The sequence below is a fragment of the Nocardiopsis gilva YIM 90087 genome, assembly GCF_002263495.1.
GTDB classification, from domain to species: Bacteria; Actinomycetota; Actinomycetes; order Streptosporangiales; family Streptosporangiaceae; genus Nocardiopsis_C; species Nocardiopsis_C gilva.
Genome location: NZ_CP022753.1, coordinates 4,516,880 through 4,538,412 on the forward strand (window position 1 = coordinate 4,516,880; position 21,533 = coordinate 4,538,412).

The 21,533-nt window shown below is 68.8% G+C and carries 18 protein-coding genes and 2 tRNA genes; 6 read left to right on the forward strand and 14 right to left on the reverse strand.

Going from position 1 to position 21,533, the window contains the following annotated elements; translation table 11 throughout:
- Positions 1–192: 192 nt before the first annotated feature.
- From rodA to CDO52_RS20325, 8 genes are all read right to left on the reverse strand, one after another.
- Positions 193–1,371, reverse strand: coding sequence for a rod shape-determining protein RodA (rodA, locus tag CDO52_RS20290; RefSeq protein ID WP_017620760.1), 1,179 nt, complete (start codon positions 1,369–1,371; stop codon positions 193–195).
- 88 nt (positions 1,372–1,459) lie between these two features.
- Positions 1,460–3,556, reverse strand: coding sequence for a penicillin-binding protein 2 (mrdA, locus tag CDO52_RS20295; RefSeq protein ID WP_017620761.1), 2,097 nt, complete (start codon positions 3,554–3,556; stop codon positions 1,460–1,462).
- Positions 3,557–3,648: 92 nt separating this feature from the next.
- Entirely contained in the window at positions 3,649–4,182 is a 534-nt protein-coding gene (gene mreD, locus CDO52_RS20300; protein ID WP_017620762.1) for a rod shape-determining protein MreD, read from the reverse strand.
- A complete protein-coding gene (gene mreC, locus CDO52_RS20305; protein WP_033301616.1) occupies positions 4,182–5,123 on the reverse strand; it encodes a rod shape-determining protein MreC in 942 nt (313 codons plus the stop codon). The genes mreD and mreC overlap by 1 nt, the downstream gene beginning before the upstream one ends.
- A 2-nt stretch (positions 5,124–5,125) precedes the next feature.
- A complete protein-coding gene (locus tag CDO52_RS20310; RefSeq protein WP_017620764.1) occupies positions 5,126–6,160 on the reverse strand; it encodes a rod shape-determining protein in 1,035 nt (344 codons plus the stop codon).
- A 236-nt stretch (positions 6,161–6,396) separates the two neighbouring features.
- A complete protein-coding gene (gene ndk, locus CDO52_RS20315) occupies positions 6,397–6,807 on the reverse strand; it encodes a nucleoside-diphosphate kinase (protein WP_017620765.1) in 411 nt (136 codons plus the stop codon).
- A 216-nt stretch (positions 6,808–7,023) separates the two neighbouring features.
- Positions 7,024–7,398, reverse strand: a complete 375-nt coding sequence (locus CDO52_RS20320) for a DUF4233 domain-containing protein (RefSeq protein ID WP_017620766.1) — start codon at positions 7,396–7,398, stop codon at positions 7,024–7,026.
- A gap of 2 nt (positions 7,399–7,400) precedes the next feature.
- On the reverse strand, positions 7,401–8,711 hold the full coding sequence (locus CDO52_RS20325; protein ID WP_094932860.1) for a bifunctional folylpolyglutamate synthase/dihydrofolate synthase: 1,311 nt from the start codon (positions 8,709–8,711) through the stop codon (positions 7,401–7,403).
- Positions 8,712–8,919: 208 nt separating this feature from the next.
- Between CDO52_RS20325 and CDO52_RS20330 the strand changes: the two genes are divergently transcribed.
- Complete coding sequence (locus CDO52_RS20330) at positions 8,920–10,149, forward strand: folylpolyglutamate synthase/dihydrofolate synthase family protein (RefSeq protein ID WP_017620769.1); 1,230 nt, start codon at positions 8,920–8,922, stop codon at positions 10,147–10,149.
- Positions 10,150–10,306: 157 nt separating this feature from the next.
- Here CDO52_RS20330 and CDO52_RS20335 read toward each other — a convergent pair whose 3' ends face one another.
- Positions 10,307–11,722, reverse strand: coding sequence for an LVIVD repeat-containing protein (locus CDO52_RS20335; RefSeq protein WP_017620770.1), 1,416 nt, complete (start codon positions 11,720–11,722; stop codon positions 10,307–10,309).
- Positions 11,723–12,004: 282 nt separating this feature from the next.
- On the opposite strand from CDO52_RS20335, the gene CDO52_RS20340 reads away from it, so the two are divergent.
- Positions 12,005–12,718: a DUF305 domain-containing protein gene (locus CDO52_RS20340; RefSeq protein WP_026126186.1), complete on the forward strand. Its 714-nt coding sequence runs from the start codon at positions 12,005–12,007 to the stop codon at positions 12,716–12,718.
- 87 nt (positions 12,719–12,805) lie between these two features.
- Here CDO52_RS20340 and clpX read toward each other — a convergent pair whose 3' ends face one another.
- The 5 genes from clpX to CDO52_RS20365 form a co-directional block, all read right to left on the reverse strand.
- Positions 12,806–14,077: an ATP-dependent Clp protease ATP-binding subunit ClpX gene (gene clpX / locus CDO52_RS20345; protein WP_017620772.1), complete on the reverse strand. Its 1,272-nt coding sequence runs from the start codon at positions 14,075–14,077 to the stop codon at positions 12,806–12,808.
- Positions 14,078–14,360: 283 nt separating this feature from the next.
- Positions 14,361–15,017, reverse strand: coding sequence for an ATP-dependent Clp protease proteolytic subunit (locus CDO52_RS20350; protein WP_017620773.1), 657 nt, complete (start codon positions 15,015–15,017; stop codon positions 14,361–14,363).
- A gap of 46 nt (positions 15,018–15,063) precedes the next feature.
- Positions 15,064–15,669, reverse strand: coding sequence for a ClpP family protease (locus tag CDO52_RS20355; RefSeq protein ID WP_051060891.1), 606 nt, complete (start codon positions 15,667–15,669; stop codon positions 15,064–15,066).
- Positions 15,670–15,959: 290 nt separating this feature from the next.
- On the reverse strand, positions 15,960–17,366 hold the full coding sequence (gene tig / locus CDO52_RS20360) for a trigger factor (protein ID WP_017620775.1): 1,407 nt from the start codon (positions 17,364–17,366) through the stop codon (positions 15,960–15,962).
- A gap of 301 nt (positions 17,367–17,667) precedes the next feature.
- Positions 17,668–17,742, reverse strand: a tRNA-Pro gene (locus tag CDO52_RS20365).
- A gap of 110 nt (positions 17,743–17,852) precedes the next feature.
- Here CDO52_RS20365 and CDO52_RS20370 point away from each other — a divergent pair.
- The 4 genes from CDO52_RS20370 to CDO52_RS20385 all read left to right on the forward strand — a co-directional run bounded on the left by CDO52_RS20370 (position 17,853) and on the right by CDO52_RS20385 (position 21,512).
- Positions 17,853–17,926 (forward strand) — tRNA-Gly (locus CDO52_RS20370).
- 177 nt (positions 17,927–18,103) lie between these two features.
- Complete coding sequence (locus tag CDO52_RS20375) at positions 18,104–18,607, forward strand: adenylyltransferase/cytidyltransferase family protein (RefSeq protein WP_017620776.1); 504 nt, start codon at positions 18,104–18,106, stop codon at positions 18,605–18,607.
- A 213-nt stretch (positions 18,608–18,820) separates the two neighbouring features.
- Positions 18,821–20,692, forward strand: coding sequence for an ABC transporter ATP-binding protein (locus tag CDO52_RS20380; protein ID WP_026126189.1), 1,872 nt, complete (start codon positions 18,821–18,823; stop codon positions 20,690–20,692).
- 193 nt (positions 20,693–20,885) lie between these two features.
- Positions 20,886–21,512: a TetR/AcrR family transcriptional regulator gene (locus CDO52_RS20385; RefSeq protein ID WP_232524262.1), complete on the forward strand. Its 627-nt coding sequence runs from the start codon at positions 20,886–20,888 to the stop codon at positions 21,510–21,512.
- The last annotated feature ends 21 nt before the right edge of the window (positions 21,513–21,533 follow it).

Below are 21,533 nucleotides of genomic sequence, written 5' to 3' on the forward strand. Positions count from 1 at the left end.
GCTCACGCTCCTCCCTCGCTCCACCGCCGAAGCCACCCGGCCTACGGCAAACAGCATCGACGCCTACGCTCGCTCGATCACGTTCGCGTCGGTACTTCCCCCGCGCTCACGCTCCTCCCTCGCTCCACCGCCGAAGCCACCCGGCCTACGGCAAACAGCATCGACGCCTACGCTCGCTCGATCACGTTCGCGTCAGTCGAAGCCGCGGTCGCGCGCGTGGATGCTGACCACCAACCCGATCGCGATGAGGTGGGCGACGGTGGCGGTGCCGCCGTAGGACACGAAGGGCAGCGGCAGTCCGGTGACCGGTGCGACGCCCAGGGTCATCCCGATGTTGATGAAGCTCTGGAAGACGAACCAGGTGGCCACACCGACGCAGACGAGACGCGCGTAGGGCTGGGAGCACCCCGCGGCCACCCGCAGGATGCGCTGGATGATCAGCGTCAGCAGGCCGATGACCGCTATGCCGCCGATGAATCCCAGCTCCTCGGCGGCCACCGTAAAGATGAAGTCCGTGTGCTGCTCGGGCACGAACCGCCCACTGGTCTGCTGCCCCTGGAACAGGCCGGTGCCGTTGAACCCGCCCGACCCGATGGCGATGATCGCCTGGTTGGCGTTGTACCCGGCGCCCTGCGGGTCGGCACTGGGGTCGATCATGGTGGCGACACGGTCCAGTTGGTAGGGCTTGAGCAGTTCGAACCACCACATGCTGAACGCGGCGAGGGCGCCGCAGAACAGCAGTCCCACGACCCACCGCAGCGGCGCCCCCGACAGCGTGAGCATGCCGAGGAAGATGGCGCCCATGACCAGGTCGGTGCCGAGGTCGGGCTGGAGCGCGATGAGGGCCAGCGGGACCGACAGCGCGATCAGGCTGATAACCACGTCGCGGGTGGTGGGGGCGTACTCGCCGTCGCGGGGCTCGCCGAGCAGCATGGCGATGGCGAGGAGCAGCCCGATCTTGGCGAACTCACTGGGCTGGGCCTGGATCCCGAAGATGACGATCCACCCTTGGGAGCCGTTGATGGTCTCACCCAGCGGGGTGAGGACCACCACCAGGCCGATCAGGGAGACCACGTACACGATCGGGGCGTAGGCGCGCGGCGTGCGGTAGTCGACCGCGGCGACCAGCAGGCACAGCACCGCCCCCACGGCGACGTGGAGGAGCTGGCGCTCCACATACCCGAGCGCGCCCCCCGGGTCGCGCGGGTCGTAGGTCGAGGCGCCGACCAGGAGCACGCCGATCGCGGAGAGCGCCAGGACGGCCCCCAGCAGGACCCAGTCGAAGCGGCGCGGTCGCCCCGCGGCGATGAGGCCGCCGACCCGTCCGCTCAGGCTCGGGTGGGGCAGGTGCGGGCTACTGTAGGGAATCATCGCGTGTCCTGCCGCTCCTGGCCGGTGTGGTGCGCCGTTCGCTGTCCTGCCGCCATCGGTTGCTTCCCGGTCCCCCGATCCCGCACGGTCACTCGCCCGCCGCGGCGATGATCCCGTCGGGGCGGATCTCGGGCAGCTCCGAGGGAGGCTTCCCGCCGGGAAGCGCGGGTTCGACCTTCTTCGTGCCCTTCTTGCCGTCCTTCTCGGCGCCGCCCTCGGACGGGGCGAAGCCGTAGATCCCCTCGTAGATCTCCCGAGCGATGGGCGCGGAGGTGGTGCCGCCGGTGCCGCCCTGGGAGACCAGCACGGCCACAGCGAACTGCGGGTCGTCGGCCGGAGCGTAGGAGGCGAACCAGGAGGTCGTCTCCTTCCCGACGATGGTGGCCGACCCGGTCTTGCCCGCGATGGACACCTTGTCCTGCGGGAAGCCGTTGAAGGCGCCCGCCGCCGTTCCCTTCTTGGGCACCTGGGTCAGGGCCTTCTGGAGGTACTTCAGCGTCCGGTCGTCGATGTCGAGCTCACCGGCCTTCTTCGGCGGGATCTCCTTGGTCTGCTTGCCGTCGGCGGAGACGAACGCCTTGCCCACCCGCGGTTCGTACTGCGTGCCGTCGTTGGCGACGGCGGCGTAGGCGTTGGCCAGCTGCAGTGGGGTGACCAGCACGTCGCCCTGCCCGATGGCGAAGTTCACCGCCTCACCCGCGCGCCACTGGTAGCCGATCTCGCAGTGTTCCCTGGCCAGCTTCTTGAGGTAGGCGGCGCGCGACGCGTCCTCGACCTCCGGGTAGCCCGTTTTCGCCCGTTTGCATTTCTGCTCGCGCGTGGCCTCCCAGAAATCGCGCTTCCACTGCCGGTCGGGGATGCGGCCGGCGCTCTCGTTGGGCAGGTCGATGCCGGTGGGCGCGTCGAAGCCGAAGTCGCGCGCCGTATTGGCCATGACCTCCTTGGGGTTCTTCGCCGGCGTGACCCCGCCGTCCTCCTTCCACATGTCGTAGCCGAACTTGTAGAAGACGGTGTTGCAGGAGACCACGATCGCGCGGTGCAGGCTGATGCTGCCGTGCCCCCGGCCGGCGTAGTTGCTGAAGGACTGGTTGCCGACACTGATGGAGCCCGGGCAGGAGTAGGTGCCGTCCAGTGAGGAGCCGTTGTTCACCGCGGCCGACAGCGAGGAGACCTTGAAGGTCGAGCCCGGCGGGTACTGGCCCTGCAGCGCCCGCGATATCAGCGGTTCGCCGGCGTCCTTGCTCAGCATCCTGTCGTAGTCGTCCTGGTCGATGCCGCCGTTCCACACCTCGGGGTCGTAGGTCGGCATGCTCGCCATGGCGACCACCCCGCCGTTGCGGACGTTGAGCACCACGGCCGCAGCCGAGTCGGCCACATACCCCCGGCCGAGGCCGCGGGCGCGCTTCATGCCCCGCTTCAGCGCCTTCTCGGTGACGGCCTGGACCCGCTCGTCGAGGTGCGTCACCAGGTGCATGCCGGGCTCGGGCGGCTTCTCGTCCAACACGCCGATGATGCGGCCCTTGCTGTTCACTCCGAGGGTGCGCACCCCGGCGTTGCCGCGCAGCTGCGCGTCGTACTGCGCCTCCAGTCCGTCGCGGCCGACCTGGTCCACACCGCTGAACTGGACGCGCAGCTCCTCGCGCGCCTCCAGCTCCTCCTGGGTGACCGGCTGGAGGTAGCCGAGCACCTGCGCGGCGCGCTCACCGTGGGGGTACTCGCGGACGGCGTGCTGCTGCGCGGTGATGCCGGGGAAGTCCTCCTGGCGCTCCAGAATCTGCAGCGCGACCTTGGCGTCGACGCCCTCGGCCAGCGTCACCGGCTGGTAGGGCGACCCCGGCCAGCAGGGGCGGCTCACCTCCGGGCCGCACAGCCGGATGCGCTGCCGCAGCTCCTTCTCCGGCACGTCCAGGACCTGGGCCACCTTGCGCAGGACCGCCGTCCCGTTGTCCTCTTGGGCGTGCAGCGCGTGGTAGTCGGCGGAGACGACGAGCTCGGTGCGGTTGCGCACGAGGGGGCGGCCGGAGGAGTCCAGGATCTGCCCCCGGGTGGCCGGGACGATGAGCTTCTGGGAGTGGTTGGCCACCGCGAGGTCGCGGTAGTGCTCGTTCATCGGCACCTGGAGGTACCACATTCGTCCGACCAGCACCGCGAACAGGGAGTACACCAGTACCTGGGCGACGAGCATGGTGATGGCGCCGGGCGGACGGCGCGGGGCATAGCTCGACGGGGGCCGTCGCTTGCGGAGGTGCCAGCCCCTCCAGCTCTTCCAGCGGCGTCTCATCGGCGCAGACTCCCAGCTGCCCACGGCGCTCCGGCGATGGAGGCGAAGTCGTCACGGGACAGGTAGCGCATGATCCGACCGACGGGCAGCATCACCAGGGGGCTCACCAGCATGGTCATGGCCACGCTGAGCAGGACGGCGGAGGCGGCGCCGGCGAGCGAGACACGGGGGTCGCCGATCAGGAGCCCGATGAGGGAGAACCCGGTCGCCACCCCGAAGGCCGTGAGAGCGGCCACCGGGTAGGGGCGCATGCCGAAGGACGGCGCGTATCCGACGAGGTACCCGGCGAGGCAGAGCACGAACGCGTAGCGGCCCAGCTCGTGATCGGCCGGGGGGAGCACGTCCACGGCCAGCCCGGCCGTGAAGCCGATCACCGCGCCCGTCATCGGGGTGGTGGCCAGGGCGACCGCCACCACCGTGAGCACCACCAGGTCCGGGCCGATACCCCACGGCAGCGGCAGCCGGTTCACGACCGCGGTCTGCGCCAGTACCGCGGTGATCAGGAGCAGGGTCGTCACTAGCGGCTTCATCACGCCTCCCCCGATGAGCCCGATGAGATCGCCTCCGGCGGGCGCATGGCCGCGTTGCGCCGCTCCTCGGGCTCCGGTGGGAGCACCGAGTCGCGCGGGTCCTTCTCCGGCCCCGCGACGACCACGCCGACGATGTCCAGCGCGGCGACGTCCGCGGCCGGGTCGACGTCCGCGATGCGGCTGAGAGCGCCCGGTGTGTCGCGCACGTTGGTGACCGTCCCGATGGGAACGCCCGGAACATAGGGAGCGCCGTCGTGCGATCCCAGGGTGACGATCCTGTCCCCCTCTTGGACCTGCGCGTCGGCGTCCATCAGCTCGAATCTGAGCGGAACGCTATCGCCGATGCTCCGCGAGCCGCCCTCGGCCACGCCGATTCTCTGGGATCCTTCGAGGCGTGCCCCGACGGCCGAGGAGGCGTCGGTGAGCAGCAGGACCGTGGACGTGTCCTTTCCCGCGCGGGTCACGCGTCCGACCAGGCCGTCGCCGTTGAGCACGGTCATGTCGGAGTGGACGCCGTCGCGGGTTCCGACGTCGATCGTCACGGCCGACGCCAGGCCGCGGGACGTCACCTGGGTCACCGCCTGCGCCGGGACGATCTCATAGCGGCCGCGACCGGACAGGCCGAGCAGCCGCTCCAGGTCCTGGGCCCGGCGGTCATCGCGTTCCCGGTCGTCCAGGCGTGCGGACAGCTCGGCGTTCTCGGCCTCCAACTCGGCGATCCGGTCCTGTGCGCCCGGCGCCGCGACGAGCGTCCGGTAGGTCCCCTTGAAGGGCCCGCCGACAACGGAGACACCGGCCGAGACCGGTGCGAAGACGGCGTCGCCCGCCGCGCGGGCGACGGCGGAGACGGGGTTATCCCCGTCGCGCGAATCGAGGATGATCAGGGCGAGGGCGATGGCGAGGAGCAGGGCGAGCCGCGACCGTGAGGTGCCGCGTCCCACCCTCACCGCCGCCGTTCCGGGACCAGCACCTGACTGAGGCGCTCATAGTTCTCGACGCAGGTGCCCGACCCGATGGCGACCGAGTCGAGGGCGTTCTCAGCGAGGTGGATCGGCATTCCGGTCTCGTGGCGTAGCCGGTCGTCGAGCCCCCGTAGCAGGGCGCCTCCGCCCGCTACGGCGATCCCCCGGTCCATGATGTCGCCCGACAGCTCGGGCGGGCATTTGTCGAGTGAGGTCCGCACCGCGTCGATGATCGCGGTGACGGGTTCCTCGATGGCCTGGCGGATCTCGACGGCCGAGAGGACCACGGTCTTGGGCAGCCCGCTGATCAGGTCGCGCCCGCGCACCTCGGCGTGCAGCTCCTCGGTTCCGGTGGGATACGCCGAGCCGATGGCGAGCTTGATCTCCTCGGCGGTGCGCTCCCCGATCATCAGGGAGTGCTCCTTCTTGACGAAGGTCATTATGGCCTCGTCGAGCTCGTCGCCGCCGACCCGGATGGACTGGGACGTCACGATGCCGCCCATGGAGATGACCGCCACCTCGGTGGTGCCGCCGCCGATGTCGACGACCATGTTTCCGGTGGGCTCGTGGACCGGAAGCCCCGCGCCGATGGCGGCGGCCATGGGCTCCTCGATGATGTACACGCGGCGCGCCCCGGCCTGGTATCCGGCTTCTTTGACGGCCCGGTGCTCCACTGAGGTGATCCCGCTCGGCACGGCCACAATCACGCGGGGCTTGGCGAAATGCCGTCTACGGTGGATCTTCTGAATGAAATAGCGCAGCATGCGCTCGGTGATCTCAAAGTCGGCAATGACGCCGTCCTTGAGCGGCCGGACGGCCGTGATGTTACTGGGTGTCCGCCCGATCATCTGTTTCGCCTCGATGCCGACCGCGACGATCTTTCCCGTCGAGGTGTTCAGCGCGACGACCGAGGGCTCGTTCAGCACGATCCCTCGTCCACGCACGTACACCAGGGTGTTCGCGGTCCCGAGGTCGACCGCCATGTCACGGCCGAGAAAGGCGAGATTGTTGGTCATGAATCGTCCTCAGCGGCACCAAATCAGGTGCTGCACCCATGGGGCGGCCAATACGGTCTCGTTCCTGCACGAAGCGGATTCAGTACCCGTATCGTAACGCTCGGCACTTCGATGGTTACGCTAAACACACCGAATTGATGGGGCTGTCAAGGACAGAAAATGCCTGGCCACAGCCCGGCAAGGCGGAATAGGCGCCGGGCGGTGCCCGGCGCCGGGTTCCCCGGCGTCGGAATGGATCAGGCGGCCAGGTCCGGGAAGAACAGCTTGATCTCGCGCTCGGCCGAGTAGGTGGAGTCGGAGCCGTGCACGATGTTCTGCTGGACCTCCAGCGCGAAGTCACCGCGGATGGTTCCGGGACCGGCGGCGACGGGGTCGGTGGCACCGGCCAGCGCGCGGAAGGCCTCGACGGCGCGCTCGCCCTCGACCACCATGGCGACCAGCGGCCCGCCGGTGATGAACTCGACAAGCGACTCGAAGAAGGGGCGCTCAGCGTGCTCTTCGTAGTGCGTCTTGGCGATGTCGGGCGTCAGCGTGCGCAGGTCCATCGCGATGATCTTGAGGCCACGGCGCTCGATGCGGCTGATGACCTCCCCGATGATGTTGCGGCGAACGCCATCGGGTTTGATCAGGACAAGGGTGCGCTCCACGGTACTTCTCTCCTCGGCTGATAGCTGATGATCGGCGGGGACTCGGCAGGAGGACACCGCGCCCGAAACAGGGGGAAGAGCTGCGACGACCGCCGACCCGGCCATCCGTAACCCTATCGCCTTACCAACCCTTTCCGAGGCGGAACGGCTGAGTGCGCAAGGGATTCGGAAGACGGGGCGCCGACAGCGGCCCGAGGGGAAGGTGGAGAGGTCGGCTCATCCCCCCGAATTCGGCGCGGAGTTCGCCTGCGCGTCGCTCTCGGCCGCTGCCGCGTAGGCCGCCTTCATGGCATCGGTACGCCGCCCGAGCATGACCCCCGCAATCCACAGCCCGACGAAGATAACGCCCAGCACCGCCAGTCCCGGGACGAGGAAACCGCTGGCCAGGAAGGCCGCCTGGAGCACCCAGGCGGCGTAGAAGCCCCAGCGGAAGCGCTGCAGCGCGGCGAGCACCAGCGCCGCGGCGGCCAGTCCGCCCCACACGCCGCCGGCCAGCGCCGGGGAGTACCCGCCGAGCTGGATGGCCACCGGGATGGCCAGGCCGATGACGATGACCTCGAAGGCGAGCACGACCGCGCAGATCGTCCGCATGGTTAGCGCTCCCCCTTCATGAGGTGGAGGGCGTCCCCGGCGGTGACGACCGAGCCGCTGATCAGGACACCGGTGCCGCCGAACTCGCCGGTCTCCTCGGCCAGGGTGACGCCCAGGTCGATGGCGTGGTCGAGCCGCGGGGACACGTGCACCCGCTCGGCGCCGAAGATCGGCTCCGCGATGTTGCGGAGTCCCTCGGGGCTGAGGCTGCGCGGCGAGGAGTTTCGGGTGACCACAACCTGGGAGAGAAGGGGTTCGAGCGGCTCCAGGATGCCCTCGACATCCTTGTCCTCCATGATCGCGACGACCCCCACGAGGCGGGTGAACCCGAAGGCCTCCTGCAGCGTCTCCGCCGACGCCGCCATGCCCGCCGGGTTGTGCGCGGCGTCCACCAGCACGGTGGGGCTGGTCCGCACGACCTCCAGGCGGCCCGGCGACTCCACCCCGGACAGCGCGGTCGACACGAGCTCCGGGTCCAGCCGCTCGTCGCCCTCGGCGGGGGCGGCGAACGCCTCGACGGCCGCGATGGCCACGGCCGCGTTCCCGGCCTGGTAGCCGCCGAACAGCGGCAGGAAGATCCCCTCGTAGCCGCCGCGCAGCCCCTTGATCGAGAGCTGCTGGCCGCCTACCGCGACCTCGCGCTGCACGACGCCGAACTCCAGCCCCTCACGGGCCACATGGGCGCCGGTCTCCGCGGCGTGCCGCAGCAGCACCTCGGCGGCCGGAAGCTGCTGCTGGGCCAGAACGGCGACCGAGCCGGGCTTGATGATCCCGGCCTTCTCCTCGGCGATGCCCTCGACGGTGTCGGGCAGGAACTCGGTGTGGTCGATGGCGATGGGGGTGACCACGGCGACGTCGGCGTCCACCACGTTGGTGGCGTCCCAGCTGCCGCCCATGCCGACCTCGACGACGGCCACGTCCACCGGGGTGTCCGCGAACACGGCGTAGGCCATGGCGGTGAGCACCTCGAAGAACGACAGCGGCACGTCGGAGTCGGCGTCGACCATGTCGACGTAGGGCCGGATGTCGTCGTAGGCGGCGACGAACTGCTCCTCGGAGATGGGCTCGCCGTCGATGACGATCCGCTCGCGCATGGTGCGCAGGTGCGGGCTGGTGTAGCGGCCGACGCGCAGCTGGCGCTCACGCAGGAGCGCGTCGATCATCCGCGCGGTGGACGTCTTGCCGTTCGTCCCCGTCAGGTGGATGGTGCGGTAGGCGCGCTGCGGTTCGCCGAGCAGGTCGAGAAGGGCTCGGATGCGGTCGGTCGACGGCTCGATGTCGGTCTCGACGCGCCGAGCGGTGATCTCGGCCATGACCTGGGTGTAGCGCTCGTCGGCGCCCTTGCTACTCACGACGGGAGATGGATCGGGGTCTGCACGTCCCTCAGCCTACTCATTCACGTGGCCGGACACGCACACCACGCGAGCGAGGTGCGTGAGCGCGGCACGAACACAGCCGCGCTGGTCGGCGCTGGCCGAACGGGAGTCGGCCCGGCCGCGCGGGTGTTGTATTACTAAGGGCATGCCGAGCTTCGAGACCTTCTTCTCCGAATGGCGCCTCAAGCGCCAGGGCTACCACCGCAGCCTGTCCCGCGCCCTGGACCTGCGGCGTGAGCTGGACATCTCCGAACCCCCCGTGCTGGGGGTCGTGGGGTCCAAGGGGAAGGGGACGACCGCCACCTACGCGTCGGCCTGCCTGGCCGCCGCGGGGCTGAACGTGGTAACGGTCACGGGCCCGAGCTTCCGCAGCCACCGGGAGCGTGTCCGCTTCAACGGCGTGGCGATCGACGAGGCCGCACTGGACGAGATCGCCCAGCGCATCGAGAAGGCCCGGGAGCGCCTGGGGCCGCCGTCGGAGGACGGCTACCTCTCCCCCAACGCGCTGTTCATGACCGCCGGTCTGCTGGAGGCGGAGCGCCGCGGCGCCGATGTCTGCGTTGTCGAGGCGGGGATCGGCGGGCACCGCGACGAGCTGCGGTTGCTGGAGCCGCGGGTGGTGGCGATGGCGAAGGTCTTCGCCGAACACGTGGGGCTGCTGGGGGACACGGTGGCCGAGATCGCGTGGGAGAAGGCGCGCGTGGCCGGGGAGCGGACCGAGGGGTTCGTCCGGCTGGCACAGACCGAGGAGGTGGCCGAGGTCGTGGACCGCGCCGTGGCCGAGGTGACGTCGGGGCGGGTGCGGCCCGACGTGGTGCGGCCCGGGTCGGGTCAGGGTCCCGCGCCGGAGGTGCTCCCGCCTGGTCTGTCGGCGGCGTCGGCGGAGCTGGGCTGTGCGGCCGCGGAGCGGATGCTGGCGGTCCTGGGCCAGGAACCGGCCTCCCCTGAGCGGCTGCACGGGGTGCTGTCCTCACTGCGGCTGCCCGCGCGGCTCTCCCGGCACACGGTCGGCGGCACCGAGCTGCTCATCGACTCGGCGATCAACCGCACCGGTATCCAGGTGGCGCTGGAGCACGCGCGGCGGGTGTGGCCGCGCGTCGACCACGCGCTGATCTGCTTCCCGGACCACAAGGACGTCGACGGTGCGATCGCGGAGCTCGGGTCCATCCCGGTGACGTTCGCCCGGCTGCCCGAAGAGCACCTGCGCTTCGAGCACGACCGTCCGGCCGCGTGGAACGTCATCGAGGCCGCGGCGCTGACCCAGGCCGACATCACCGCCCTCGGTGAGCACGTGCTGGTGCTGGGCACGGTGTACTTCACCGGCCGCGTGCTGGACGTCATCGACGCCGAGACCGAGCGGCTGTTCTCCGCCTGACCTCTCCCGTCCAGCGGCGGCACCCGCGAATCAGCGGGCGGGCGCCGCGCCGATGGCCGGACACACGGTGGCCCGCGGTCCTCTCGGGATCGCGGGCCACCGGCCTGTCAGCGCTCGTGCGGGATCACGAGGTCCCCGCCAGGCGTGTGCTCGCTATCTAGCGGCCGGGCTTGTAGCGCGGCTGGCTCTGCGGGTTGAACTCCTCGTAGGTGACCTTCTCGGCCGGCTTGAGCCGCCGGTCGTCGACCTTGAGGACGTCGAACCCTCGGGCGATCTCGTTGGAGTAGATGTAGCCATTGTAGTAGTACGCCGACCAGCTGCCGCCGCTCACGAGCCGGTCCTCGTTGACGGGGCCGCGGTCGAAGTAGCCGATCTCCTTGGGGTCGCTCGGGTCGTTGAAGTCGATGATGGAGACGCCGCCCTGGTACCAGGCCTGTACGAAGAAGTTCTGGCCCGGGACCGGGATCAGCGAGCCGTTGTGCGCCACGCAGTTCTCGGCGTTGGTCTGGTGGCGCGGCAGCTTGTAGTAGCCCTCGAAGTCGAGCTTGCCGCCCTTGAGGGAGTAGATCGCGTCGGCACCGCGCTGGGGGCCGATGCGCTCGTTGCACGTGGCGGCACCGCCACCGCCGAGCTCGTCGTGGAACAGGACGGTCGTGGCGTCGTTGGTGAAGGTCGCCGAGTGCCAGAACGCGAAGTTCTCGTCCCGCACGCGCTCGGTCACCACCGGGTTCACCGGGTCGCTGATGTCCATGAGGATGCCGTCGCCCATGCAGGCACCGGCGGCGATGTCCTTCGACGGGTAGCTGGTGAGGTCGTGGCAGCCTTCGGTCGGCCGCAGCAGGCCGGGCTGGTCGTGGTTGCCGCCGTCCGGGAAGAGCACCGGCTCGTTCACGATCGCCGCCGAGGCCGGGTCGTTCTTGTCGACCTCGATGATCGTGATCTTGTCGTGCGGCGTCTGGCAGTTGGGGTACCGGTCGGAGGGCGCGTAGGAGGACACGTAGATGTAGTCCGTCTCGCCGTCCTTGCCCGGCACCAGCGTGTTGGTGTGCGAGCCGCAGTCGGTCCGCACGGCCGAAACGTACTTCGGCGCCGACTTGTCAGAGATGTCGAAGATCCGCATGCCCTCGAAGGCGTTGGGGTCCGCCGGGGAGCTCTGCGCCGCGCCGCACTCCTCACCCGCCCGCGGGTAGTCGACGGAGAAATACAGCAGGTCACCGCTGACGGTGACGTCGCCCTGGCCCCCTTCGCACAGCACGGTGCTGACGATCTTCGGGGATTCGGGGGTGGAAATGTCGTAGATGACGAAGCCGTCGTAGTTTCCGGAGATCGCGTAGTCGCCGGTGAACGCGAGGTCGGAGTTGGTGTTGTCCACCGGTGAGGGTTTGGGGAAATTCGCCACGTGGGTGACGTTGTCGCTGGTCTCGACGTCGTCAGCGCTGGAGCCGTCCAGGGCCGCGGCGGGCGCGGCTACCGCCCCCAGGACCAGGGACGCGGCTCCGGCGAAGGTGAGAAGGGTGCGTCTGGCTTGTGACCGAACGGGTCTTCTCGGGGATGGCGTGGGGGATGTGGGCATCTGGACTCCTTTATTCCGATGCACGCCGAAACATCAGAAAACTACATACTCTTCCGGCTTGTTGTACAGAGTTGCCGCATCCCAAGATGAAGTCTGGACAATTTGCCACCCATCGCCCGAGATACGATCACACACCCGTTACCTGGGGCGAACCATCGGGATACTGGACAAATCACACATCGGACGAGTAGAAACTCCGGGGACGGCCGGTGCGGCCGCGCAAGGTTGCTCGATATCGATCAGGGCCGCGCGTCATCGGGCCCGAACCGGAAGGAGCCGTCCGTGCGGCGTTGGATGCTGGCGGCGGGTGCCGCCCTGGTGCTCGCGGGAGCGGCGGCCTGCTCCGGATCCGGGGAGGAGGGCGCGGACGGCCCGCCCGCCCTGGACCCCGGCGCCCCCGGCGATTCGCCCACCCCCGCCTCTGAGGAGCGGTTGGCGAACGCCGCCAAGGAGACCGGACACAACAAGGCCGACGTCGACTTCATGCTGCAGATGATCGAACACCACAGCCAGGCCCTGGAAATGTCCGACCTCGCCGAGGAGCGGGCCGAGGGCGAGGCGATCACGAAGATCGCCGACCGCATCGCCGCCGCCCAGAGCGCGGAGATCGAGTTCATGGAGGGCTGGCTGGAGGAGCACGTCTACGCGCCCGCCCGCGAGAACTCCAACCACCAGAACTACTGCGGCCTCAACAAGGACGAGGAGGACGGCGGGGGCTCCCACCACAGGGGAGACGTCACCTGCCCCACGAACCTCGACCACTCCCAGATGCCCGGCATGGCCACCGAGAAGCAGATGGACGACCTGAGCAAGGCCACGGGCACGGAGTTCGACGAGCTCTTCGCCGAGCTGATGATCGCCCACCACCAGGGCGGCGTCGACATGGCCGAGGACATCAGCATCGATGGCAAGAACACGGCCATCCTGAAGTTCGCCGGTGACGTCATCGCCGAGCAGAACGCCGAGATCAAGCGGATGCGCGAGGCCGTCGACTAGCGTCGGCGCCGCCGTTCCCGAAACACGTGACGGCCGCCGGTGGAACCGGCGGCCGTCAGTACGCGCGTGGTCGGCGGCTCGGACGCCCTAGGCGCTCTTCTCCTCGCGCTCCGGGCCGGCCTCGGTGCGGGGGACGATGGTGGGGTTGACGTGCTCCAGGACGGCCTCGCGGGTGATGATCACCTGGCCGACGTCCTCGCGGCTGGGCACCTCGTACATCACCGAGAGCAGGACCTCCTCGATGATGGCGCGCAGGCCGCGGGCGCCGGTGCCGCGGATGATGCCCTGCTCGGCGATGGCGTCCAGGGCGTCGTCGGTGAACTCCAGCTCGACGTTGTCCAGCTCGAACAGCCGCTGGTACTGCTTGACCAGGGCGTTGCGCGGCTCGGTGAGGATGCGGATGAGCGCGGCGCGGTCGAGGTTGTGCACGCTGGTGATGACCGGCAGTCGGCCCACGAACTCCGGGATCATCCCGAACTTCAGCAGGTCCTCGGGCATGACCTCGGAGAACTGGTCCTCGGACTGCTCGATCTTGGGCCGGATCACGGCGTTGAAGCCCATGCCCTGGCGCCCGACCCGCGACTCGATGATCTTCTCCAGACCGGCGAACGCACCGCCGCAGATGAAGAGCACGTTCGTGGTGTCGATCTGGATGAACTCCTGGTGCGGGTGCTTGCGCCCGCCCTGCGGCGGCACGCTCGCGGTGGTGCCCTCCAGGATCTTCAGCAGCGCCTGCTGCACGCCCTCGCCGGAGACGTCGCGGGTGATCGACGGGTTCTCGCTCTTGCGGGCGACCTTGTCGACCTCGTCGATGTAGATGATCCCGGTCTCGGCCTTCTTGACGTCGTAGTCGGCCGCCTGGATCAGCTTGAGCAGGATGTTCTCGACGTCTTCGCCGACGTACCCGGCCTCGGTGAGGGCGGTGGCGTCGGCGATCGCGAAGGGGACGTTGAGGATCTTGGCCAGGGTTTGGGCCAGCAGGGTCTTGCCGGATCCGGTGGGACCCAGGAGCAGGATGTTGGACTTGGCGATCTCTACGTCCTCCTCGCGAGGGCGGTCACCCTCGGAACGGACGCGTTTGTAATGGTTGTAGACCGCGACTGACAGCGCCTTCTTCGCCTGTTCCTGCCCGATGACATACGAATCGAGGAACTCGTAGATCTCCCGCGGCTTGGGAAGGCTGTCCCAGGTGAGCTCGGTGGCGTCGGCGAGTTCCTCTTCGATGATCTCATTGCACAGATCAATGCATTCATCGCAGATGTAGACGCCGGGGCCGGCAATGAGCTTCTTCACCTGCTTCTGGCTCTTGCCACAGAACGAGCACTTCAGCAGGTCTCCACCGTCGCCGATGCGTGCCACCCAGCTTCTCCTTAAAACGTAGGCCGCCCCGCCATCTCCTCCGCCCGCAATGCGGCGGACCGCGTCTCGCGCTCCCGGCGCATCCCACGCGGATGGCGTGCCCTGTAGTAAAGCAAGCTACCGCTATTGCAGGATATGCGCTCCCGGCGGAGTGATGGTCAGGACGATCTGTGCGTCGCTCTTGTCGAGACTAGGCGAAGAAGTGGACCGGCTTCACCACACGGTGCCCGAGCAGTGTCGGATTCACCGGTCCACATCGACGTTCAACGCCCGTGGGTCGACCCTACTTCAGGGAGGTCTTGCGGTACGGGAGCACGAAGTCGACGATCCCGTACTCCTTGGCTTCCTCCGCCGTGAGGATCTTGTCGCGTTCGATGTCGCGGGAGACCTGCTCCTGGGTACGGTCGGTGTGCTTGGCCAGGGTGTTCTCCAGCTGCTCACGGATCCGCATGATCTCGTTGGCCTGGATCTCGATGTCGCTGGCCGGGCCGAACGTGCCCTCGGTCGCGGGCTGGTGGATCAGGATCCGCGCGTTGGGCAGGCACCCCCGCTTGCCCTTGGTGCCGCCGGCGAGCAGCACGGCGGCGGCCGACGCGGCCTGGCCGATACACACCGTCTGCACGTCGGGGCGGACGAACTGCATGGTGTCGTAGATGGCCATCAGCGCCGTGAACGACCCGCCCGGCGAGTTGATGTACATCTGGATGTCGCGCTCGCCGTCGATCTGCTCGAGGGTGAGCAGCTGCGCCATGATGTCGTTGGCGGAGGTGTCGTCGATCTGCACCCCGACGAAGATGATCCGCTCCTCAAAGAGCTTGTTGTACGGATTCATCTCCTTGACGCCGTACGACGTGCGCTCGACGTACGACGGCAGCACGTAGCGGCTCTGCGGACCCGCCGGCGCCATGCCGCCGGCCGGGCTGAGGTTGTACTCGCTCATGTTCGGGCCTTCCCAAAAGCGCCTATCCACGGACTGGACTCACCGATCAACGGGCCTGCGTACCGGTCACGTCGAGGGTGCCCTCGAGCACCTCGTCGATGAAGCCGTACTCCTTGGCCTCCTGGGCGGTGAACCAGCGGTCCCGGTCGGCGTCCTTCTCGATCTGCTCCTGGGTCTGCCCGGTGTGCAGCGAGATGCGCTCCAGGAACATCTTCTTGATGTAGAGAAGCTGGTCGGCCAGGATCCGGATGTCGGAGGCGGTCCCTCCGATACCCCCGGACGGCTGGTGCATCATGACGCGGGTGTGCGGCAGCGCGTAGCGCTTGCCGGTGGTACCCGCGCAAAGCAGCATCTGGCCCATCGATGCGGCCATCCCCATGCCCACGGTGCGGACATCGTTGGGGATGTACTGCATGACGTCGTAAATAGCCATGCCGGCGTAAACCGAACCACCCGGTGAATTGATGTAAAGCGTGATGTCCCTGTGCCGGTCCTCGGCGGACAGCAGTAGCAGCTCACCCACGATGCGGTTCGCGATCTCGTCGTCGACCTGCTGGCCGAGGAAGACGATGCGCTCACGCAGCAGGCGCTGGGACGTCTGCTCGAAGATCGGGGGAAGCGGCGACTCGGGCGTACGGGCGTCGATTCGCATGGACTCATTGAAGGTCGGCGGCACTCTCGTCACCTGCTCCGGATTCGAAACGGTTGCGACGCTTGCGACACTAACGCGGTTCGGACGCGTGCTCGCACGGATCGCTTTCCTGTTCGCTTTGAGCGCAGGTCGCATCCCCGCCACCTTGGGCTTTGCAGCCCTAAGCGAACGAGCCCCGCGCCCGCCCCTCACGGGGGTGGGAGCGGGGCTCGCCCATGACCACTGGCGCGGGCGCGGCCGATGGCCGGCCCGTCGCCGCCGGGTCAGGAGGTGACGACCTGCGCTGTGGCCTACTCCGCGTCCTTGTCGGCGTCGGCCGCGGGGGCCTCGGCCTCAGCGGAGTCCGCAGCGGTCTCCTCGGACTCCTCGGACTCCTCGGTCTCGTCGGCCTTGCTCTCCTGCTCGACCACGTTGCCGGACTCGTCGGTGATCTTGGCCTTCTCCAGGACCAGGTCCATGGCCTTGGCGCGGACCACCTCGGTGTAGGCGACGCGGATCTGGTTGGACTCGACCAGGTGCTGGGCCAGCTGGTCCGGGGAGACGCCCATGCGCTGGGCCTGCTCCACGACGTACTGGCTGAGCTCGTTGTTGTCGGCGGAGAGCTCCTCCTGCAGCGCGAGCTGGTCGAGGATGAACCCGGCCTTCACGGCGGAGGTGGCGCCCTTGGTCAGCTCCTCCTCGAACTCCTCCTCGCTCTGCTCCTGGGACTCGAGGTAGGACTCCTTGGTCAGACCGCTCTGCTCGAGCTGCGCCTCCAGGCTCTCGCGGCGGCGCTTGACCTCGTCCTCGATGACGGCGTCGGGCAGCGGGATGTCGATCGAGTCGACCAGCTTCTCCAGGGCGCGGTCGCGGCCCTGGGACAGCTGCTGCAGGCGGCGCGTCTGCTCCAGGCGGGAGCGGACGTCGCCGCGCAGCTCCTCGATGGTGTCGAACTCGCTCGCCAGCTGGGCGAACTCGTCGTCGAGCTCGGGGAGCTCCTTGACCTTGATGCTGTGCACGGTGACGGTGACTTCGGCGTCCTTGCCCTCGTACTCGCCGCCGACCAGCTTGGTCGCGAAGGTCGTGGACTCGCCCTCGGACAGGCCCTGGATGGCGTCGTCGAGGCCGTCCAGCATGGTGTTGGTGCCGACCTCGTAGGACAGGCCGCTGGCCTGGACGTCGTCGAGCTTCTCGCCGTCGATGGCGGCGGACAGGTCGATGGAGACGTGGTCGCCGGACTCGGCCGGGCGGTCCGCACCGACGAGGGTGGAGAAGCGCTCACGCAGGTTCGACAGCTGGTCCTCGACCTGCTCGTCGGTGACCGTGGCGTCGTCGACGGTCACCTCGATGCCCTCGTAGTCGGTCACCTCGAACTTCGGCCGGATGTCGACCTCGGCGGTGAAGGCGATCTCCTCGTTGTCCTCCAGCTTGGTGACCTCCACGTCGGGCTGGCCGAGCGCGAAGATCTCCTCCTTCTGGATGGCCTCGTTGTAGAGCTCGGGAACGGCGTGGTTCACCGCTTCGCTGATCACCGCTCCGCGCCCGACGTAGCGGTCGATCAGCCGGGCGGGCGCCTTACCCGGGCGGAAGCCCTTGATCCGGACCTGCTTGGCGAGCGACTTGTAAGTCACGTCGAAGGCATGCTCGAGTTCCTCGAAGGGAACCTCGATGGTCAGCTTGACCCGGGTCGGGCTGAGCTCCTCGACATCGGTCTTCACGGGGCGGTACTCCTAGATTTCCGGCTTGTTTTCCGGGACGACCCGGCTCGAACAGGCACGCTGTCGTGCGGCCACTGGGACCATCCCCGTGCGGACGGGGAGCTGGACTCCACATGATGCCTTCCGGCCACGGTACGGCATACGCCGACGACCGTGGGCTGCGAAGGCGAGCAGTGGGACCTGCCGAGAGGCGGGGTCTTATTCGCGGTTCTTTCTGCTGATCACGCCAAGTCTAGGGCAGGCGCGCAGGAGCTGACGGCAGCCGGACGGACGCGTCCGACGTGCCGTGAGCCGCATTTCGTCGGGGTGGCGGGATTCGAACCCGCGGCCTCATGCTCCCAAAGCATGCGCGCTAACCAAGCTGCGCTACACCCCGTTGACTCATGCCCGTACCCATCGAATGTGTACAAGCAGCCCCACAGAGACGGTAATGTTGTCCCCGTCGGCTCCACGAGTCTAGAGGAAACTCTGACGAGCTGACGCCATGCGGGCGTAGTTCAATGGTAGAACTCCAGCCTTCCAAGCTGGCCGTGCGGGTTCGATTCCCGTCGCCCGCTCCACGTGGCCCAGGGCCAGGGAGCCGGAGGTCTCCGGCTCCCTGGCCCTGGTGCGTTTCACAGCCCTTACGCAGGGGGCCTTCCGCGGAATATTCGCGGCCGCGGGGTACGTTGTCGATGCGGGCGCCGTCGGCACGGCGGCCCAGAAGGTCGTTCGCGCCGGTTGCGAAAGTTGAGTCGATGTCGAGTCCCGATCCGCTGTTCGTGCGTGTGCCCGGACTGGTGTCGCGGTGGTTCTCCGATCCCGTCGTCGAGGTGTCGCCCGCCGTGGTGACCGGCGTCTTCGATGTTCTGCACGTCGGGCACGTGCGTTTTCTCTCGGCCATCCGCGACCGCGGCCTGCCCCTCGTGGTGGGTGTCGAGGACGACGAGCGCGTGCGCGCGTGGAAGGGGCGGGGACGACCGGTGAACCCGGATGTCGAGCGCGCCGAGATGCTCGACGCCCTCGCGTGTGTCGAAGGTGTGTTCATCATCTCCGGCCCGCCCGAGACCGCCGACTGGGAAAGCTACGCCGATCTGCTGCGCCCGCTGAGCCCGGCCGCGCTGGCGTTCACCGCCGGGGACACCTACGCCGAGGCCAAGCGGCGCGGAGCCGCGGCCCTGGGCGCCGAGGCGTGGGAGCTGCCGCTGACGCCGGGGCGGTCCACGACGGCCGCGCTCGGCCGCCTGGCGCGCTCGCTGTAGTCGCGCCCGCCATGCGGGGGAAGCAGCCGGGATCCGCCGGTGTTAGGGCGGATGCGGTGGATACGTCCTGGTGAGTGAGGGCTCCTCTCCCCCGCTGAGCGGGAACCGCGAAACGGGAGTGGACGAGCGCAGTCGCGGGACACGATCCGCCCCGCACCCCGGCCGGCGACGGCGTCGACGGGTTCCGCAGACGGAAGGTGGAGAGCACAGATGATGACGGGTGGCCCGCCTCTGTACCGGACGTTGGTCAACGACGGCAGCGCCACGAGGAGCCAGCTTCCCCCGGGCATCGTCCGCCGGATCGTCTCCTACGCCCGGCCGCACTGGCGCACGATCCTGTTCTTCCTGATCACCACCTCGTTCGGCGCGGCGATCGTGGTCGCCAACCCCCTGCTGCTCAAGGCGATCATCGACCGCGGTGTCGCGCATGGGAACTCCGGGCTCGTCACCTGGCTGGCGCTGGCCGTCGGCGGACTGGCCCTGCTGGAGGCGGCGCTGAGTCTGACGTCGCGGTGGCTGTCGTCGCGCATCGGCGAGGGCGTCATCTACATGCTGCGCACGCAGGTCTTCACGCACGTACAGCGGATGCCGCTGGCGTTCTTCACCCGCACGCAGACCGGGTCGCTGATCAGTCGGCTGAACACCGATGTGGTGGGCGCGCAGCGCGCCATCACCTCGGTGCTGCAGTCAGTGGTGTCGAACCTGATCAGCACGGTCGCCGTCATCACCACGATGCTCCTGCTCTCCTGGCAGATCACGCTGCTCGCTCTGCTGCTCATCCCCCTGTTCGTGCTGCCGGCCAAGCTCATCGGGCGCCGGGTCGCGGGGGTCTCCCGGGACGGTATGGACCTGAACGCCGAGATGAGCTCGCTGATGACCGAGCGCTTCAACGTCGGCGGCGCGATGCTGGTCAAGCTGTACGGCCGCCCCGAGGAGGAGTCCGCCGGGTTCGCCGAGCGTGCCGGGCGGGTGCGCGACATCGGGGTCACCCAGGCGGTGTTCGCGGGTCTGCTGTTCACCCTGCTCGGACTGATCACCGCGCTGGCCACGGCCGTGGTCTACGGGTTCGGCGGCAACCTGGTCATCGACGGCGCGTTCGAGTTGGGCACGCTGGTGGCCCTGACGACCCTGCTGGCGCGCCTCTACGCCCCGGTCACGGCGCTGTCGAACGTCCACGTGGAGGTCATGACCGCGCTGGTCAGCTTCGACCGGGTCTTCGAGATCATCGACCTCAAACCGATGATCTCGGAGCACCACGACGCCGTCGACCTGCCCCTGGGGCGGCTGGCCGTGCAGTTCGACGGCGTGTCGTTCCGCTACCCCGGGGCCGAGGAGTCCTCCCTGGCGTCGCTGGAGCTCACGCCGCAGGCCGAGACCCTGGAGGACACCCAGGTGCTCAGCGACGTCTCCTTCACCGCCGAACCGGGGCAGCTGGTCGCGCTGGTCGGCCCGTCGGGCGCCGGTAAGACGACCCTGACCCACCTGGTCGCGCGACTGTACGACCCGACGCAGGGAGCGGTGCGCATCGGCGGGGTGGACCTGCGCGAGGCCACGACGAGGTCGCTGCGCGAGGCCGTCGGCGTGGTCACCCAGGACGCCCAGCTCTTCCACGACACCGTGGGCCGCAACCTGCGCTACGCGCGCCCGGAGGCCACCGATGAGGAGCTGGTCGAGGCGATGCGCGCGGCCCAGCTCGGCCGGCTGCTGGAGACGCTGCCCGATGGGCTGGACACGATGGTGGGCGACCGCGGGTATCGGCTCTCGGGCGGTGAGAAGCAGCGGCTGGCCATCGCGCGGCTGCTGCTGAAGGCCCCGTCGGTGGTGGTGCTGGACGAGGCCACCGCGCACCTGGACTCGGAGTCCGAGGCGGCGGTGCAGCAGGCGCTGCAGACCGCGCTGACCGGTCGGACCTCGCTGGTGATCGCGCACCGCCTGGCGACGGTCCGCGAGGCCGACCAGATCCTGGTGCTGGAGGACGGCCGGATCCTGGAGCGCGGCACGCACGATCAGCTGCTGGCCAATGGCGGCCTGTACACGGCGCTGTACCGCACCCAGTTCGCCTCCCAGGAGAAGTCCCGCGCCTAAGCGACGCCCGCCCCCCGTGCCGCCCCGAGTGTGGCCACTATCGGCCGATTGCCGTCGGCTCGGCCTCGCCTGCCCGCCCTCTCCCCCGCGTCGGATCGGGCCGTGCGCCCGCCCCGCACTGGCCTCCGAGATGCAGATCACGCATTAGTGCGTTTTGAGAAAAATTGCAGTTGGTGCAAAAATAGCTCTGGAGATGAGGGAGGTGACGGCGATGGGGCTCCGCGAGCGCAAGAAGCGCGCGACCCGCCGGGCATTGCAGCGCGCGGCGGTCCAGTTGGCGATCGAGCGCGGCCTGGAGCACGTCACCGTGGACGACATCGCCGCTGCCGCCGACGTCTCCACCCGCACGTTCTTCAACTATTTCTCCGGCAAGGAGGACGCGCTCATCGGCGATGGGCCGCCCACCCCCGGAGAGGAGGCGCGGCGGGTGTTCGTCGACGGGGGGCCCACCGGTGACCTGGTCGACGACCTCAAGGTCTTCCTCCTCGCGCCGATCATCGACGACGAGGAGGCCCTGCCCCTGCTCGAAGACCTGCGGCAGCGCAAACGCCTCATCGAGCTGGAACCCCAGCTCATCCCCCGTGTCATGGCCACGTTCCACGCGATGGAGCAGGTCGTGGCCGAGGCCGTCGCCGCCCGTCTGGGCGACGCCGCCGACGATCTGCGACCGCAGCTCCTCTCGACCGTGGCGGCGGCCGCGATCCGCTTCACGATGAAGCGGACCACCTGGTCCGGCCAGGAGGGCCCGGAGAACATCCGAGCGATGTCCGACGAGGTCTTCGACGTCCTGCGGCGTGCCTTGGCCCGCGAGGACCGCTGAAGACGCACATTGGAGGGCGGC

What these genes read in the sequence shown, in the direction of transcription:
- CDO52_RS20355 (WP_051060891.1), bottom strand. Translation starts at nt 15,669, where the DNA reads ATGCGAATCGACGCCCGTACGCCCGAGTCGCCGCTTCCCCCGATCTTC.
- CDO52_RS20375 (WP_017620776.1), top strand. Translation starts at nt 18,104, where the DNA reads ATGTCGAGTCCCGATCCGCTGTTCGTGCGTGTGCCCGGACTGGTGTCG.
- CDO52_RS20350 (WP_017620773.1), bottom strand. Translation starts at nt 15,017, where the DNA reads ATGAGCGAGTACAACCTCAGCCCGGCCGGCGGCATGGCGCCGGCGGGT.
- rodA (WP_017620760.1), bottom strand. Translation starts at nt 1,371, where the DNA reads ATGATTCCCTACAGTAGCCCGCACCTGCCCCACCCGAGCCTGAGCGGA.
- CDO52_RS20320 (WP_017620766.1), bottom strand. Translation starts at nt 7,398, where the DNA reads ATGCGGACGATCTGCGCGGTCGTGCTCGCCTTCGAGGTCATCGTCATC.
- CDO52_RS20310 (WP_017620764.1), bottom strand. Translation starts at nt 6,160, where the DNA reads ATGACCAACAATCTCGCCTTTCTCGGCCGTGACATGGCGGTCGACCTC.
- CDO52_RS20325 (WP_094932860.1), bottom strand. Translation starts at nt 8,711, where the DNA reads ATGGCCGAGATCACCGCTCGGCGCGTCGAGACCGACATCGAGCCGTCG.
- CDO52_RS20385 (WP_232524262.1), top strand. Translation starts at nt 20,886, where the DNA reads ATGAGGGAGGTGACGGCGATGGGGCTCCGCGAGCGCAAGAAGCGCGCG.
- CDO52_RS20380 (WP_026126189.1), top strand. Translation starts at nt 18,821, where the DNA reads ATGACGGGTGGCCCGCCTCTGTACCGGACGTTGGTCAACGACGGCAGC.
- CDO52_RS20330 (WP_017620769.1), top strand. Translation starts at nt 8,920, where the DNA reads ATGCCGAGCTTCGAGACCTTCTTCTCCGAATGGCGCCTCAAGCGCCAG.
- mrdA (WP_017620761.1), bottom strand. Translation starts at nt 3,556, where the DNA reads ATGCTCGTCGCCCAGGTACTGGTGTACTCCCTGTTCGCGGTGCTGGTC.
- CDO52_RS20335 (WP_017620770.1), bottom strand. Translation starts at nt 11,722, where the DNA reads ATGCCCACATCCCCCACGCCATCCCCGAGAAGACCCGTTCGGTCACAA.
- mreD (WP_017620762.1), bottom strand. Translation starts at nt 4,182, where the DNA reads ATGAAGCCGCTAGTGACGACCCTGCTCCTGATCACCGCGGTACTGGCG.